The 15,849-nt window shown below is 51.8% G+C and carries 9 protein-coding genes, 1 tRNA gene and 1 other annotated feature; of the genes, 4 read left to right on the forward strand and 6 right to left on the reverse strand.

Annotated features, from left to right (window positions below):
* Positions 1 to 125 precede the first annotated feature (125 nt).
* Positions 126 to 584 (forward strand): cupin domain-containing protein, encoded by a 459-nt coding sequence (locus tag ACAN54_RS20555; protein ID WP_379159641.1) that lies wholly within the window; start codon positions 126 to 128, stop codon positions 582 to 584.
* Positions 585 to 856: 272 nt separating this feature from the next.
* Positions 857 to 1,693 carry an aldo/keto reductase gene (locus tag ACAN54_RS20560; RefSeq protein ID WP_379159644.1) on the forward strand — a complete coding sequence of 279 codons (837 nt, stop codon included), beginning with the start codon at positions 857 to 859 and terminating at the stop codon, positions 1,691 to 1,693.
* Between the two features lie 187 nt (positions 1,694 to 1,880).
* Here ACAN54_RS20560 and ACAN54_RS20565 read toward each other — a convergent pair whose 3' ends face one another.
* Together ACAN54_RS20565 and asnB are read right to left on the reverse strand one after the other, a co-directional pair.
* Complete coding sequence (locus ACAN54_RS20565) at positions 1,881 to 2,708, reverse strand: CPBP family intramembrane glutamic endopeptidase (RefSeq protein ID WP_379159647.1); 828 nt, start codon at positions 2,706 to 2,708, stop codon at positions 1,881 to 1,883.
* Between the two features lie 136 nt (positions 2,709 to 2,844).
* Complete coding sequence (asnB, locus tag ACAN54_RS20570) at positions 2,845 to 4,689, reverse strand: asparagine synthase (glutamine-hydrolyzing) (RefSeq protein WP_379159650.1); 1,845 nt, start codon at positions 4,687 to 4,689, stop codon at positions 2,845 to 2,847.
* 143 nt (positions 4,690 to 4,832) lie between these two features.
* Between asnB and ACAN54_RS20575 the strand changes: the two genes are divergently transcribed.
* Complete coding sequence (locus ACAN54_RS20575; protein ID WP_379159653.1) at positions 4,833 to 5,189, forward strand: hypothetical protein; 357 nt, start codon at positions 4,833 to 4,835, stop codon at positions 5,187 to 5,189.
* A gap of 240 nt (positions 5,190 to 5,429) precedes the next feature.
* A tRNA-Arg gene (locus ACAN54_RS20580) sits at positions 5,430 to 5,503 on the forward strand.
* 447 nt (positions 5,504 to 5,950) lie between these two features.
* Here the strand turns inward: ACAN54_RS20580 and ACAN54_RS20585 are convergent.
* From ACAN54_RS20585 to ACAN54_RS20600, 4 genes are all read right to left on the reverse strand, one after another.
* The gene (locus ACAN54_RS20585) at positions 5,951 to 7,804 is read right to left on the reverse strand and encodes an arginine--tRNA ligase (RefSeq protein ID WP_379159656.1); all 1,854 of its coding nucleotides are present in this window, start codon (positions 7,802 to 7,804) and stop codon (positions 5,951 to 5,953) included.
* A 75-nt stretch (positions 7,805 to 7,879) separates the two neighbouring features.
* Positions 7,880 to 8,099 (reverse strand) — a binding site (T-box leader).
* 252 nt (positions 8,100 to 8,351) lie between these two features.
* A complete protein-coding gene (locus tag ACAN54_RS20590; protein WP_379159659.1) occupies positions 8,352 to 8,690 on the reverse strand; it encodes a hypothetical protein in 339 nt (112 codons plus the stop codon).
* 130 nt (positions 8,691 to 8,820) lie between these two features.
* Positions 8,821 to 12,174, reverse strand: coding sequence for a DEAD/DEAH box helicase (locus ACAN54_RS20595; RefSeq protein WP_379159662.1), 3,354 nt, complete (start codon positions 12,172 to 12,174; stop codon positions 8,821 to 8,823).
* Between the two features lie 154 nt (positions 12,175 to 12,328).
* Positions 12,329 to 15,787 (reverse strand): cadherin-like beta sandwich domain-containing protein, encoded by a 3,459-nt coding sequence (locus ACAN54_RS20600; protein ID WP_379159665.1) that lies wholly within the window; start codon positions 15,785 to 15,787, stop codon positions 12,329 to 12,331.
* Between the last annotated feature and the right edge of the window lie 62 nt (positions 15,788 to 15,849).

Consider the following 15,849-nt stretch of genomic DNA (forward strand, 5'->3'; position numbering starts at 1 on the left):
ATTACGCCACATTCCGTTAAAGTAAAAGCAAAACGAAGGGTACACTGATGAAGCCAGTTTTACTGCGCAACTTAGCTGTACCCTTACGAAGCCAGTTTTGCTGGGCAAAACTTTAAGGAGAGAATATGGTGACGCACAAAGAAATTTCGCCACTGGTGGAAGCGCTGGGGCTGCAGCCCCACGTAGAAGGCGGCTGGTACAAGAGACTATGGAATGCTCCTTTTGAAATTCCACAGGACACTCTGGGTGAGAGCTACTCGGGGCCCAGAGCTTCAGCCTCTTCAATCTATTTTCTGCTGCATGCGGATGAAACCTCAGAATGGCACACGGTGCTCTCGTCTGAGATCTGGCTGTGGCATTCCGGCAGCCCGATTGTCCTGAGCCTGGGAGGCAGCGGTGATAAACCCGAGAATGTAACTGAGGTCGTTCTGGGCCTCGACATTGCAGCCGGCCAGCAGCCGCAGGTGGTTATCCCGCCGGGTGTATGGCAGGCAGCCCGGCCGCTCGGCGAAGAACCGGTACTGGTCTCATGTATTGTCTCTCCGGAATTCCATTTCGATGATTTCAGGCTGATCGGAAAATAAAGTGAGCGGCAATGGAGTATGGCTGTGTAGGCAGCCATACTCCATTTTTTGCATTAGGGGCATGAACTGCTATACTGATTTTTGAAAAGGGCTGATTCCTATACCGGATTTAAGGTTAAAGGAAGTTTGTTAAAGGAAGTTTGTAAGAGGACGAGCACGCTGACATGCAGCGGTTTGGATTATCTTTATGTTTTCGCTGTGACGGACACTAACCTGTGTATAGGGTGGCGGGCCGTATCCGCTTAATACCATTACGTTTGGAGGGCTATTTGATGACTGAAGCAAACGGGCCATTTTCTGGAGGACCTACGTTAAATGACGGTGCAACCATGCCTTGGCTGGGGCTTGGGGTGTGGCAGACCAAGAATGGTGAAGAAGTCATTCAGGCTGTGAAGTCGGCTGTGGAAACGGGCTATCGCAGTATCGATACCGCTGCCGGATACAAGAATGAAGAAGGTGTCGGACAAGCTATCCGTGAATGCGGAGTGGACCGGAATGAGCTGTTCATTACGACGAAGCTGTGGAATGGTGACCAGGGGTATGAGTCGGCGCTGAAGGCTTTTGAGGTTAGCCGCAAGAAGCTAGGCCTGGATGTTGTGGATCTGTACCTGATCCATTGGCCAGTGGCCGGCAAGTACCGGGAATCCTGGAAAGCCCTGGTTCATCTGCAAAAGGAGGGGCTCGTCAAATCCATCGGCGTGAGCAACTTCCAGCCGCATCATCTGCAGGATATTATCGACGATACGGGAGTGGTTCCTGCCGTAGATCAGGTGGAATTCCACCCGCTGCTGACCCAGCGCGAGCTGCTGAAGTATGCGAAGGAGCATGACATTCAGATAGAAGCCTGGAGCCCGCTCATGCAGGGCAATCTGGATCTCCCGCTGTTGAAAGAACTGGCTGGTAAATACAACAAGACCGTAGCACAGATTGTGCTCCGCTGGGATCTCCAGCAAGGCGTTATCACGATTCCAAAATCGGTGCATGCTGAGCGTATCGTGGAGAATGCGGGATTCTTCGACTTCACCCTCAGCGATGAGGATGTCAAAGCGATTGAAGACCTGAATCAGAATCACCGCTTCGGTCCGGACCCGGATAATTTCAACTTCTAAGCTACTAAATACATTAGATAAAATATTGCACACAAAAAAGAGCAAGTCTCCTCCGCGGGACTTGCTCTTTTGGCTTATCAGGACAGATGGCGTACAGCCGCTAATTCCGGTAGTTGGCAATTACTGTAAAATGCCGTGAAAGCCGGTCGATTCTGGAAGAACAAACTTGTTTTCGGCAGAGGGGGCTTTACTGTGTGGGCGGGACGCTACGGCGTCTGCCGAGGATTCGCATCAGCAGAATGCCTTGGATAATAACCAGCATACTGCAGACCATAGCCATCACCTCGGCCGCTTGGTCGCTAGCGGTAAGCAGATCAAAGATGCCATGCCACAGGATCACGGGCAGAATACTCCAGCGGCTTCCAGCACAAATCCAGGCCAGCACGACCGAGCCGTAGGTGAGGCTGATGGCCCAGCCGATCACACCAAAGCCCATCCCCAGATAGCTTTCATTGAACCAGAAGGCCGGTAAATGCCAGGCCATCCAGATAACGGCAACCAGCAGGGCTGAGGTGAACAGAGAGTATCGTGTGTGCAGTTCAGGCAGTAGATAGCCGCGCCAGCCGCTCTCCTCCCCAATCCCGAAGGTAAGCATCCACACGAGTGCGGTCGTCCAGACACCGAACTGCGGCGGCAGATCAGAGGTCAAGCCGAACTGGTGCATATCCGGCGCACTGCCGGTAATCAGGGTATGGGCCAGAATGGCCACCGCCCCATAGGCCAGTGGCAGACCTGCAGCCAGAGCCAGCCACTTTTTGGGGAAGCTAGAGGAAAAAGCAGTTCTGAACCAGGCAGCTAAGCCGCCTGCACCCGGCATTCTCACGCTCACCAGTGTGCCAAGCAGCGGTCCGAAGGAGCCAAGATAGAACTGTCCGGGCAGCACTGGCAGACCAGCGGCATACTGCTTATTGAGCAGCAGCGGCAGCCAGCATAGCCAGGTGAAGCCAAAAGTCACCAGAATAAAGACAGTCAGCTTTTTGGTGAACAGAGGATCACGGTTAACAGAGGACTTCATCTGGATAAAACCCCTTATGCCAAGATATGTTTCACCTATAGTTGTAGAGGTTTTCCTCTTTACCGGCTGTGGGAATGATCACGTTGGCCCGTCTGTGCAGCTACAAAGTCCCGGGAATGCTGATCCGGCAGCTATTTTACCTGATCGAAACGTTATACTTGCGCAGCCAGAGATTGACTTGGGTCAGATAAGCAAACAGCTGCGGGCCGGACATGAGCTGACCGAACCAGGGAAGATTGCTGGAAGACTCTGGTGAAGCGGCGATTTCCCGGATTTTGGCGGCGTCTATTAAAGGTAGTATAGGTGAGGATGAATCATCCAGGATGTTCAGCATCTGTGACCGAACAGCATTTAAGTAAGCCGGATTATGCGTTTTGGGATACGGGCTTTTTTTGCGGTAGAGTACATCGTCCGGGAGAACGCCTTCCAGTGCTTTCCGGAGGATTCCCTTTTCCCGGTTGCCTACGGTCTTGATTTCCCAGGGAATATTAAATACATACTGCACGAGACGGTGGTCGCAATAGGGCACCCGGACCTCCAGGCCTACGCCCATGCTCATCCGGTCCTTGCGATCCAGCAGGGTAGGCATGAAACGGGTAATGTTGAGGTAGGACATCACGCGCATTTGCGCCTGTTTGCCGGTTTCACCGTCCAATTGCGGCACCTCTGCAACCGCATCGCTGTATCTGTCGCCCAAATACTCCAGCGGACGAATCCATTCACGGATCTCTGGGGACAAGAGCTCTGCGCGCATTTTAGGCGCTACCGACCAAGGGAAGGTGCCTGATGACAGCATCTCCTCACGGTGGAACCACGGGTATCCGCCGAATATTTCATCGGCCGCTTCGCCGGAAATGGCGACGGTCGCATTCTTTTTGATCTCCTGGCAAAATAAATAGAGCGAAGAATCCACATCAGTCATTCCCGGCAAATCGCGCGAATAGAGGGCGTTATCCAGTGCCTTCACCAGTTCAGGGGTATCAAAGGCCACATAGTGGTGGTTCGTCTTCAGTTCATCGACCATCCGTTTAATCCAGGGGCCGTCTGCGCCGGGCTGGAAGGTATGGCTTTTGAAATGCTTGTCATTATCGACATAATCTACAGAATAGGTGTCTACCCGGCCTTGGCCGGTGCGGTTGTAGTAATCTACGGCGAGTGCGGTCAGCGCACTGGAGTCCAGCCCTCCGGAGAGCAGCGAGCAGACCGGAACATCAGAAACCAGCTGGCGCTCCAGCGTATCCTGCAGCAGTTCACGAACTCTGAGCGCCGTTTCATCCACATTGTCCGTGTGATTGTAGCTCGTAAGCTCCCAATAAGCGTACTTACGAATTCCATCCCGGTTATAAATCATGGCATGACCTGGACGAAGCTCGAATATATCTTTGTATACCCCATGTCCCGGTGTACGGGCCGGGCCGATAATGAAAATTTCCGCGAGCCCTTCCGGTCCGACCTCCGGTTTCACTTTGGGATGCTGCAGCAGCGCTTTGGGCTCAGAGCCAAAGATGAACACATCGTCGACTTGACTGTAGAACAGCGGCTTCACCCCGAGTCGGTCCCGTGCCAAAAACACCTGATCGCGTAAGCTATCCCAGACAGCAAAAGCAAAAATACCGTTCAGCTTCTCCATGCAGTCCGGTCCCCACTCGATGTAAGCGTGGAGCAGAACCTCCGTATCACATTCCGTGAGAAAATGATGCCCGCGCTGCTTGAGTTCGTTTTTGAGCTCAGGGGCATTATATAATTCGCCGTTATACACAATCGCGTACATCTTATCGTCATGGCGGGCGATCATCGGCTGGGCGCCGTTCTCGGGATCGATAACGCTAAGTCTCCGGTGTCCGAAGGCGCATGGGCCAGAGATCCAGGTTCCGGCTGCATCCGGTCCGCGGTTCTCCAAGGTTTCTGTCATTTTTACGAGCAGTTGCGAGTGCTGTGTAAGGTCGCCGCGCCACTGGATAAATCCGGTTATTCCGCACATGATGCTTCATCCTCTCTTTTGTGCGATTGTTGTCCTTTCTTTTTTGCCAAGTAATACAGATATATGCCGAAGGAAGGCATAAAATGTATGTCCTTATCCGAACACTAGAGATGAGGAAAATTTGCCAGGAGGGATGATGACCAGTGTATTACATTAAAGACGCCAAAATCCGCAGAATGACCGAATACGACGGTGCGCCATGTGCAGAGGTTGGCGTATTGCCCGGAGCTGTTGGTGACTCCGCACTTTTGGTGTACATTGTTGAGGACCAGCGCGAGGAAGGCTATGAAATTGTACGCATTCTGACAAATGACGCTGATACCGCAACCGACTGGTTTGATAATAATTTGCACAATGCATTTCAGGATGTAACGTACAGCGGGTTCACAGGCAGTGCCATTATGACCCCGGAAGATGAACGCTCGAAGTTCCAGCAGGAGCTGCTTATTTTTGGAGATCTGAAAAAACAGTTAGGGGCACATTTTCATAGGTTGTCTTGAGGAGCGGATTGAGGCCGGCAAAGGAACAGACAAAGGAGTAGGGTGAAGAGCAGCGGCAGTGGGATTCGTGCCGCTGGGCCTGCCCCGGCACGGTATCTCAAGGAAAGAATGTATGGATTTCCTCCAATGAGAAAAGGATAGGTGATTTTTAAGCAGCCTCTTGAAATATTTGATCAATAAGGTATAATAAATAACGTTGCATTAATACATATATCTTATAAACCTTCATTTTTTACATGTGTCCCGGTAGCTCAGCTGGATAGAGCATGCGCCTTCTAAGCGCACGGTCAGGGGTTCGAATCCCTTCCGGGACGTCACTAAGCAGCCTTCCTTCGGGAAGGCTGTTTGTGCGTCTGGGGGATGAAGATGCTCCGATGAGGAGGGAGCATTTTTACAGTATAAGCCCTTATTACGTCTAATAAAAATTAAGCGGAAACAGACCCGCTATTTCCGGTGAATCCCTCTGTATGATAGGGTTAGTGGGAAATCCTCCCTCTAACATCGTTAGAAGTTCATTGGAAGAGCTTATAGCCCAAATTAGAGGGGGATTTCCCTCTATTCACCTAAAAAGCATCTTCTAACGCAGAATAGAGGGAGTTTTTCCCTCTATTCCAATTTAAGATCGTTTTTGCCGGGACTCTGCTTAATATCCTTACGTACCAGCCTCTGTCCAACTCAACCCGTCTATCACTCTACTATGGACGCTACCCATCTTCCGAATTATTCAACCGCTTATAAAACCTTTTCGCCAACGATTTTGTCTACATCCGGTCAGGCTTCGGCAGTCCGATTACCTCCAAGGCCTCTCCGAGGGTATTCTGAAAACGCAGCGTTAGCCAGACCCGGAAGCGGATGGAGGCATCTCCTCCCTTAAGGATCGGGCAGGTGGAATAGAAGTTGTTGAACAGCGAGGCCAAGGTATGGGCGAAGTTGCAAATACTATTGGGCGTGAGATCGCGGCTTGCCGTGTAGAGAGTATCCTCCCAGGTGCTGAGCTGTCTCAGCAAGGCTAGCTCGGCTGTCTCCAATCGTTCCGGAAACTGGGGAACCGCTGCCTGTTCCACCGGACAGTCTGTTTTGCTGAGCACACTGCCTGCACGCGCGAAGGTGTACATGAGATAGACCCCGGTATTACCCGAAATCTCCATGGCCTGCTTGAAATCGAACACAATCTCTGTGCCCAGATTGAAGCGCAGCAGGTAATAACGGATTGCAGCAGTGGCGATGATCCGGCTGGAGAGGCCGGTTTTGTCGGAGCGTGTGGCTTCGATGCTGTCCTCCATGAGCTGAACCAGATCGCTTACCTTCACACCAATGCCTTGGCGGCCGGACATGGCGTAGGAGCTTTTGCCCTCTGAAGTATCGATACCAAGCTCGGCGGCGGAAGCTGGACTGAGTGATACGACTCCGTAACTGACATGCTGCAGCTTCTTTGCCTGCTCCGCATACCCCAGCACCTCAAGTGCCTGCTTCACCATAGCCTGCGGATACTCCTGCCTGTAGTCGATGACATTGACCACTCGATCCGCTTTGCCAAATTGCATAGGTCCTCCAGTCAACCCGGTAGTCCATAGACCTGCATTAAATTCGCTGTATTTGAAATCCTTGTCCAATAGTCCGAATTTCCAGAGGTGATAGGCGATATCTTTGGCAGTGTAGGTCAAAATTCCGTTGGAACGCACCAGTACCTTGTCCTTCTGATGGTCCTCGGAATCGCCTTCAGCCGCCGGTTGTTTCAGAATCCAGCATCCTGCCAGTTTACCCTCTGTCTCCTGGATAAACACTGCTGTCTCTTCTAGCAGAAGAAAAGCGGATGACCAGAAGCCTTCTTGCAAAATACTGCTCTCCCAGACCAGAAGATCATACCCGATATCGAAGTTTTTCATTTCTGCGACATGTTCTTTTACGATACGTTCCGCAACCAGTTGGCCGAGCCAGGCCGTATTGCCGTGCCCCTTCTCCAGTTCATGGAGAATCTCCGTCCGTTTATGGACCATCTCCGGCTGCTGTGCATACTCTTTGTTGATGGCGGCATAAATATCCCAGCAGTAATCCCCGAAACGGAGATGCTCTCCGGCTAGCGGCACATGAAGGAGGCCCGCTACCGTATCTGCAAGTTGATTGCCCAGATCGTCCACATAGTTGTGGACTTCTACGTTATGCCCCGTTTTCCGCAAAACTCTTACCAGCGTATCCCCGATACAGGAGTTTCTTAGGTGGCCTATATGCATGGATTTGTTCGGATTCACGCTCGTATGCTCGACGATAACTTTCTCCCCATTGCCCGGAGGGAGCCCAAAAGAATGCCCCGCCCACTCCTGCCAGTTGATGTACATATTAATAAATCCCGGAGCGACGATCTCAATGCGATCAAGCCATCCTCCGGTAACTCCCATTTGCTGAAGCTCTACAGTGATCAGTCCGGCGATGACCATGGGGGCTTTGCGCAACTTTTTGGCTAACTGCATGGCAATGTTACTTGAATAATCCCCAAAATCCGTATTCGCCGGCTGCTCCAGCACGACGGTTACCGGTTCTGCCAAGTCTGCGCCGAGGCTGCTGATTACGTTGTGTACGCTTTGTTCCAGTTGCTTGCTGATCTGTTGACTTAACAATGATTTCTCCTCCTCCAAGACTAGAGTCCAACCGCAAATTCAAGGAGCCCGTTAAACACAAAAAGCCCCGTCTCTAAAAGAGACGAAGGCATAAGCGCTCGCGGTACCACTCTCGTTGCCGAACACAGGGTTCAGCCACCTCACAGGTTAACGGCCTTCAGCCGGGGCTTCCTACTGCAAGTTCAGAAGTCCATCTCCCGGGTGCGCTTCATGACAGGATCTGTACCGGCTTACACTCTCCCGGCTCGCTGGGGACTAGATCGAAGATCATTACTTTCCCGTTCATTGAATGTATATTGATTTTTATCAGTATAGCGAATTATTGGAAATAAGCAATAGCCTTTTGTGGTGAGGTCAAACAGAGGCATCAACCCCCCCAGAGGATAAACGATCAATCTGCAGCAGGTGCACCGGTCAGATTCTTAATGTCTGTCGAGCCGTAAATCAGCAGGGCAATCACGATTATTAGCAAAATAGCGCCGGCAAATTCCTCTCCGTCAAAGTCATCCATCTGTAGTATGCCTCCCTTTTGTCATACTCTCCGGCTTCAGGTGTTATCAGATTTTTTCTTCAAGGCAGTCATTATTTCGTTTAAGGTCAAGCTGTTGTTATCATCCAAAAAATTGACCAGCTTATCTACATTGTTTGAATTGCCGGGGCTTGTGTCGCTCAAAGATTTATACTTTCCCACCAAACTGACGAATAAGGAAGCATCGGTGTACATCTGGACAGAATCAACCCGCAGTTTGCCGGTCAGAAGCAGCGCAGCCACTGTATATTCCAATCCTTTTGGAATCTGTTTGTTGGGATTTACCGGTGGTTTTTTGGTACCGGTCTTTTTTCCCTTTCCAGGAGGGGGCATGGAACTCCCTTCTTCCGTAAACAATCTATTTGTATACTTTATGCTCTTCCGCTGATATGGTGCATGCAGCCAGTCTTTTGTCTACCTTGGTTATCCGTTTGCCCGAATAATAGGCAGATTGTGCCCTTGAGATTGATTCTGCCTAGGTAAAAGATCAGATCATCAGAATCTCGCGGATATCCTGCTCAGTTAGGGAAGATAAGGCTTCCTGCCCAGGCTCGATGACTTCATCGATCAAATTCTTTTTCTTCTGCTGCAGCTCGTACATTTTATCTTCTACTGTGCCTTGAGCGATTAGCCGGATCACCTGCACTACCTTCTTTTGTCCGATCCGGTGTGCCCGGTCAGCGGCCTGTTGTTCGACTGCGGGATTCCACCACAGATCATAGAGAATGACAGTGTCTGCTCCCGTCAGATTCAGACCCGTACCGCCTGCTTTGAGCGATATGAGGAACAGGTCACGTTCCCCCTCATTGAAAAGTCCACACAGTTCAACCCTCTTTGCAGCAGGAGTGTGACCATCCAGATAGAAATGAGAAATTCCCTGTAAGCCCAGCTCGCGGCTGATCATCCCCAGCATCTCAGTGAATTGTGAGAAAATCAACATACGCTTGCCGGAGCTGCGGCATTCCTCAATGATCTCCAGCAGCTGCTCGAATTTGCCCGATCCACCGGTATAACCCTCCACAAAAAGTGCAGGATGGCAGCACAGCTGGCGCAGACGGGTCAGACCGGCAAGCACCTTGATCCGCGCATTGCCGAGCCCATCGCTATCCAGATGCTTCAGCGCTTCCTTCCGTAGTCTGGCGAGATAGGCGACGTACAGCTTTTTCTGTTCCGGCAGCAGCTCGGAGGCCTGAAGGGACTCGATCTTCTCCGGCAGCTCTTTGAGCACATCACTTTTGAGGCGGCGCAGCAGAAACGGCCGGATTCGCCTTGCGATAGTCTCCCGGGGCAGATCGTGAAAGGCTTTTTTGCCCGGGAACAGTCCGGGGAATACGACGCCGTAGATCGACCAGAGATCCTCCAGCGCATTTTCGACAGGAGTTCCTGTAAGGGCGAAGCGGTAGCGAGCCTGTAATGCTTTTACCGCCTGTGCAGTCTGGGTGGCATGGTTCTTAATGACCTGCGCTTCATCCAGAATGAGTGTATGGAAAGAACGTTTGACGTACAGCTCCACATCACGGCGCAGCAGCGGGTAGGAGGTAATCAGAACATCACAGCCTGCCGCATTCCGCAGAGTCCGGCTCCGCTGGTTCAGGTTTCCGTCGGCGATAGCCGCTTTGATCTGCGGAGCAAAGCGCTTTAGCTCATTCTGCCAGTTGTAGAGCAAAGAGGCAGGAGCAACGATAAGTGCAGGCAGCCCGGTCTTGCGGATATCCTCCAGCTCTGAGAGCAGGAAGGCGATGCTCTGCAGCGTTTTGCCCAGTCCCATATCATCTGCTAGGATGCCGCCGAAACGGTAGTGAGCCAGCGTCTTCAGCCACTGGAAGCCATACTGCTGGTAATCCCGCAGCACAGGAGCCAGGGTCTCCGGAATCGCAAAGTCGAGGTTCTCCGGACTGTGTATGTTAGCTAGAAGCCGGCGGAAGGAGCGTCCAATGCGGATCGCATCGGTGCCTCCTTTGCCAGTACTTTCATCCAAGTGAAGCCCCCGGATTAAAGGTAGGGAGAATTCTGCACCTGGAATATCGGTATTCGCCATTCCGAGCTCGTTAATCAAAGTAATGATCTCCTGGAACTCGGCGGTTTCCAGCGGCAGCAGTGCCCCGTCCGGCAGGCGGTAATATCTGCGCTTTTCCTGCAGTGATTTCAGTATAAGTACGATATCCGACTCAGGAATACCGTCCATACCGAATTTGAAATCAAGCCAGTCGGTTTTTTCATTCCAGGTCAAACTGGCCTTGGGGACATAAGTGCCAGCAGGCATCCTCATCTTGACTGCGGTGGTCGCATATACCTGCAGCAAGGGCTCAAGCAATGGAATCGTATGGTACAGGAAGTCATATTCCCCTTCCTCGTCGTTCATAATATAGCCGCTGTCCGTCCGGGCAAAAGACTCATGAGACATCAGCTCCAGAATCCGCTGCTCCGTTTCAATATCCCTCATGAGGATGACTTCATCACCACGGTCACGAGTTTGTTCCTCCAACGGATTGATTACAATCGTTCCGTATTGGAATTCCAGCCCGGCCAGCAGCCGGTCACGCACCCGGTCCAGATAGAGTCTGGCTTGCAGCTGCGTCTGTACCACCCGGTCAGCGATCGCTTCAGCGATATGAACCTGTCCCAGCTTTTTGAGGCCGGGAATTACCTTGTCCATAAAAGTCTCCATCTGTCCGGGGGAGATAATGATCCCGTCGGTTCTAGACTCGGCCAGCATCTTCTTCAGCTCGGAGAGACGTATGCATTCCTGTGCCGGCAGCTTCAGCAGCTTATGTTCAGACAGCACTAGCCCGTAATCCTCCATGACCGTGATGTGTGCTAATCCTTGAATGTCCAGCCGGTAGCCTTTTTCTTCAGCCTCATCAAACTGAAAGCTTAGTGCGGGGAGCTCGTTTTCTATGGGAATACCTGCGGTGACCGTGCCGCCAACCTGCCAATGGACAGAAGGGGCTGCTTCCAGAACAGGTAGCAGAGACTCCCAGAAAAAGGGCGGAAGGGCCAGCACACGCTCTCCGCCAATGCTTCCGGAATAGGAAGAATAAGAGGAGGTACTGTCACGATAGACCCGTTCATTCTGAAGGATCTCAATCAGCTTCAGCAGCACTGCATTGTCTTCCTTCTTAAAGCTGTGCAGGGCAGGGTCATAGATGAAATGCTTGGAGAATTCAAAGGGCTCGCCCCGGTGAACGTGTTCCAGAAACGCTCTTATTTTCTGAACAATGTAGAGACGTCTCGGACCCACTTTCAGTTCAATACCGAGCATGCGGCTGCCAAAATGATAGGAAACTGGTTTGCAGATGATTTCCAGCTCTAGCGGGATTCTGATGTCGATATAGGCTCCTGCCCCGCTCGGGCGTCGGCGGCTGTTCCCGAACAATCCCAGCATGCTGCTTACAAGATGCCGGTCATTGGATTCATCAGGTAAGTTTGGTGAGGTCGTGTTAAGCTGACGCGGAAACAGTATGCCTGTCTTTCCAGTAAATACCTCATGCTGCTCCCGGGCGGTATCCGGTCCTGTTACGGATAACTGTCCATCCACGTCATCTCCGGTATAAAGGATGGATACCAGAACTGCGGCAATATGCTTGCAGAACGGTCCGCCGTGGTAATATGCGGGGCAGGTACATTTGCCGTTCACATCCCCGTCGCTGTCTATGGTGAGCGTGATATCGTAAGGCTCCAGCCCGTAGACTATAGCCTGATACTTTGAATATTCCAGTCCTTCGTTATCCTCTGCCGAGACCAGCCGGACCTTCCCCGCCTCATAATCCTCTGAGCCCTGTTCAAAAGCTGCCTTGCCGCATAACAGCCTGATTACCCGTTCCGGTACATAATAACTCACCGCTTGATCACTTCCTTATACATATCCTTCGTCCTGAATCGCTATAGCTCCCATAATAACAGAACGTGCGTACGCCTTCAAAGCAGTATACGAAAAAGCCATCCATAACCCGCATAGCTGCAGGTTATGGATGGCCGTAGACCGGGTGATATGTTTATTTCGCTTGGATGAGCCCGGATTTCTGAAGCAGTCTTTGCAGCATCACGGCTACCTCGGCTCTTGTAACATGTGCTTGGGGAGCAAGTTCAGTTCCGCTGCGGCCTGAGATCAGACCAGCCTGAAGGCTGGCGGCGATATTATCCAGCGCCCACGCGGAAGCTTTGTCCGCATCTGTGAAGCCTCCCAGAAGTTCAGCTGCGCTGCCGCTATTGAGGTTTGCTGAAAGACCGGTGAGATGCATTGCCTGTGCAATCATGGTCATTGCCTGCTCGCGGGTGATGGAAGCATCCGGCCGGAAGGTACCGTCTTCGAATCCGTTGATCAACTGGTGACGGTAGGCGGTTTGTACTGCGCTGCTGTACCAGCCGGAGCTGCTCACATCCGTGAAAGGAGAAGAGCCGCCAACTGTTTTTAGACCGAGTCCGCGGACCAGAATTGCTGCGAATTCGGCGCGTGTAATCTCACGGTCCGGAAGGAACTGTCCGTCTCCGTTGCCCTCTAGAACCATCCTTGCCCCCAGGTCATGTACGGCAGCTTTTGCCCAGTGACTGGACATATCCTTGAATTTCGCCGGGTGGGAGATAACAGCATAGGTGCTATTGGTGAGACTGCTGATGACCGCAGCATACCCGCCTTCCTGTTGTACAAATCGGGTAGGGACATGGCGCACGGTTCCGCCCGGTTCAATAACAATACCGGTAGCATTGCTTATATCTGTACCCACTGGGAGCGTGAAGATCCGCTGGACATAGGTGCTGAAGCCGGACAGATCGGTGGTTTGGTTCCCGTGAACAAGCTTTACCGAGAAGTCGAGCGGGTCGGTAAGGAATGTGAAGCCATGCTCGGCAGAGGCAGCTTGGGCAGTGCTGGCCAGACTTGTGTCCGGAGCGGCCATTTCAATTTGGATGCGGATCTCTGCTGCGGGTGTGTTCGCGCCGAGTTGGCCTGTTATCGTATCCCAGCTGATCTGCTGTAAGGGAATACTGTATGTTGCTCTGCGGTTGTCCATGGATATAGTTACCTGACTCTGCTGTAAATATTGAAGCAGTTGTCCGTTAAGCTCTACAGTCTGTATATCCGAATTGTTGCCGCCGAATTCTATGGAGATTTTGGCTCCAGGCGGTTGTACATTAAGGATTTCTTCGAGCTTGACTTGATCCAGGGTAAGGATGGAATGATTCCTATTATTCGTATGGAGAATGGATATATCGCCCAGATCTACAGTCTTGCCGTTAACATACATAAATACGGTGGGTACTGCCGCGGCAGGTGTTGACGTTACAACCGGCGTCACCGGTGCTGCGGGTGTTCCACTGGTATGGGCGATAGGTGTGATAGGACTGGAAGAAGCAGACTTAGCACTCTTCCCTGCTCCGTTTATAGCTGTGACGGTAAAAGTGTAGGCTGTTCCGTTCGCTAATCCGGTTATGGTTATCGGACTGGCAGTTCCAGTTGTAATACTGCCACCAGGTGAAGCTGTAATCTCGTAGGAGGTAATGGCGCTCCCTCCGTTGTCTGCAGGAGGTGTAAAATTAATGGTCGCCTGTCCGTCTCCCGCAGTGGCGCCGAGTATAACCGGTGCTGAAGGGACCGTCCGCGGCGTGGCGCTGACTTCGGCGGAGGCTTCGCTATCGCCGCCTCCATTCACGGCCTTGACGACGAAGGAATACGTCGTCCCGTTCGTGAGGCCGGCTGCCGTATAGCTGTCGGCAGCTGCGCCCAAGGTCGCCAGTGCGGTTCCGTAGGTTCCCGGAACCGTGCTGGCGAAGACCTTGTACCCGGTCGCACCGCTGACCGGGCTCCAGGCCAGCGTAACCGCCGCATCCCCGGCGGTCGGCGCGGCCAGCACCGGCGGTGTCGTGTCCTTCACCGCTATGGTGAACACAGGATGGCTGCCTGCATCCGTGACAAGTTCAAAGGCATACTCTCCTGCCGCCAGGGTGGAGAGGTACTCTTTATGGAAGGTCAAAGTGCTACCCGACACTGAATAGGCATTAGTGTCGACTGCAGCTTGCCCCAGCTTTAAGCCGTTCAGCAGATTGCCGTTCAGGGTCAGCTCTGCCTGAACATCCTGATAATGGCCTGCTGCGGAATTGGAGGCATTTTTATCAAAGCTCCCCGAGACAGGGGTTATAGTAGTATCCGCTACTCTCTTAACTATTAGGCTGTAGACGTTGGAATAGCTGGAGTCCTCGGCAGACACCTTAACTAGGATGGTGTTGCTGCCGACTTTCAGAGGGACGGCTGCACCCTGCCCATCCGGTTTGGTCTCATAGCTCCCGCCATTGACGCTGACCTCTATCTTGCCAGCGATATCCGACAGGGCAGGCGTTACCGTCAGGCTTCCGGAGGTAACATCAGTCAGTGTATAAGTGTTTATTACGCTGGAGAAGTTTCCACTCAGTCCCCCTGGGGAGACAGTGAGCTGGGACAAGAGTGCATTGTTGTTTTTACGGTGAACATTCAGACTGTAGAGCTTCTCGGTGACCCCATCCTGGGCAGTTACCTTAAGCACAATCGTATGATCTCCCGGGCTTAATGCCAGAGGAACGCTTGTAGAGCCGGTGGTTATAGTATCGTAGCCGCCTTGGCTGTTTTGAATGCCTAGGGTTGCTGTGGAATCTGAACTTGTAGGGATGACAGTAATGTTTGTGTCATAACCGACATCAGGTAACGTGTAGCTCGTCACACCGGACTGAAAAGAAGGGGTCAAGCCGAGACCTTGGACGGATAAGGCGCTTAGATTAGCATTGGTTGAAGGCAATGCGCGGGTGACGGTAAGAGAATAGGTCTTACTGATCGATTGGTCCTGTGATATGACATCAATGTACACCATATTGCTTCCCACATTAAGCGGGACAGAGGAAGGGATTCCGTCTTGGGCGTTGTTCCCGTTAATTCTCATAGATGCGGCCGGATCATCCGCTTCTGCGGTTACCTCCAGACTGCTTGCCGAATAAGGAACATTCAAAGTGTAACCAGTAGTGAAGGAGTTGAAGGCAGGAGATAAACCTCCTGGGCTAACGTTCAATTTCCGTAGATCTGCATCATTGGTCTGCGGATAATAGACCTGGACAGTATAGATTTTAGTCGTCGAGTTGTCAGATGAAGTGATTTTGAACTGGAAAATATTATTTCCCCGGTTGGTTGCCAGATAACCGGTTGAGGTGTAATAAGCAATGGACGTCCAAGAGCTTCCATTCATCGAATACTCCGTAGTTGCGCCCGAATTGGCCGGCCTGGCCGCGGCGTAATATCCAATGTCCGAACTGCGCATATGTACTGTGTATTCTGTGATCTCCGGGGAAAATGCAGGTGAGAGTTCACCCGCTGCCTGATAAAAAGAGCTCAGAGTAGCATCCGAATCCGAAGCATCGGCCTTGGCAACCCAAGGCAGGATGACAGCCAGCAGAAAAACGGCCATACCTGCGGCTAAAAATCTCACTTTTCTCATTAAAGACCCTCCTTATGTATTGATAATAATAATTGCTATGATATTTATCATTATATACTATC

The organism is Paenibacillus diazotrophicus (genome assembly GCF_042610465.1).

What these genes read in the sequence shown, in the direction of transcription:
- ACAN54_RS20555 (WP_379159641.1), top strand. Translation starts at nt 126, where the DNA reads ATGGTGACGCACAAAGAAATTTCGCCACTGGTGGAAGCGCTGGGGCTG.
- ACAN54_RS20560 (WP_379159644.1), top strand. Translation starts at nt 857, where the DNA reads ATGACTGAAGCAAACGGGCCATTTTCTGGAGGACCTACGTTAAATGAC.
- ACAN54_RS20565 (WP_379159647.1), bottom strand. Translation starts at nt 2,708, where the DNA reads ATGAAGTCCTCTGTTAACCGTGATCCTCTGTTCACCAAAAAGCTGACT.
- asnB (WP_379159650.1), bottom strand. Translation starts at nt 4,689, where the DNA reads ATGTGCGGAATAACCGGATTTATCCAGTGGCGCGGCGACCTTACACAG.
- ACAN54_RS20600 (WP_379159665.1), bottom strand. Translation starts at nt 15,787, where the DNA reads ATGAGAAAAGTGAGATTTTTAGCCGCAGGTATGGCCGTTTTTCTGCTG.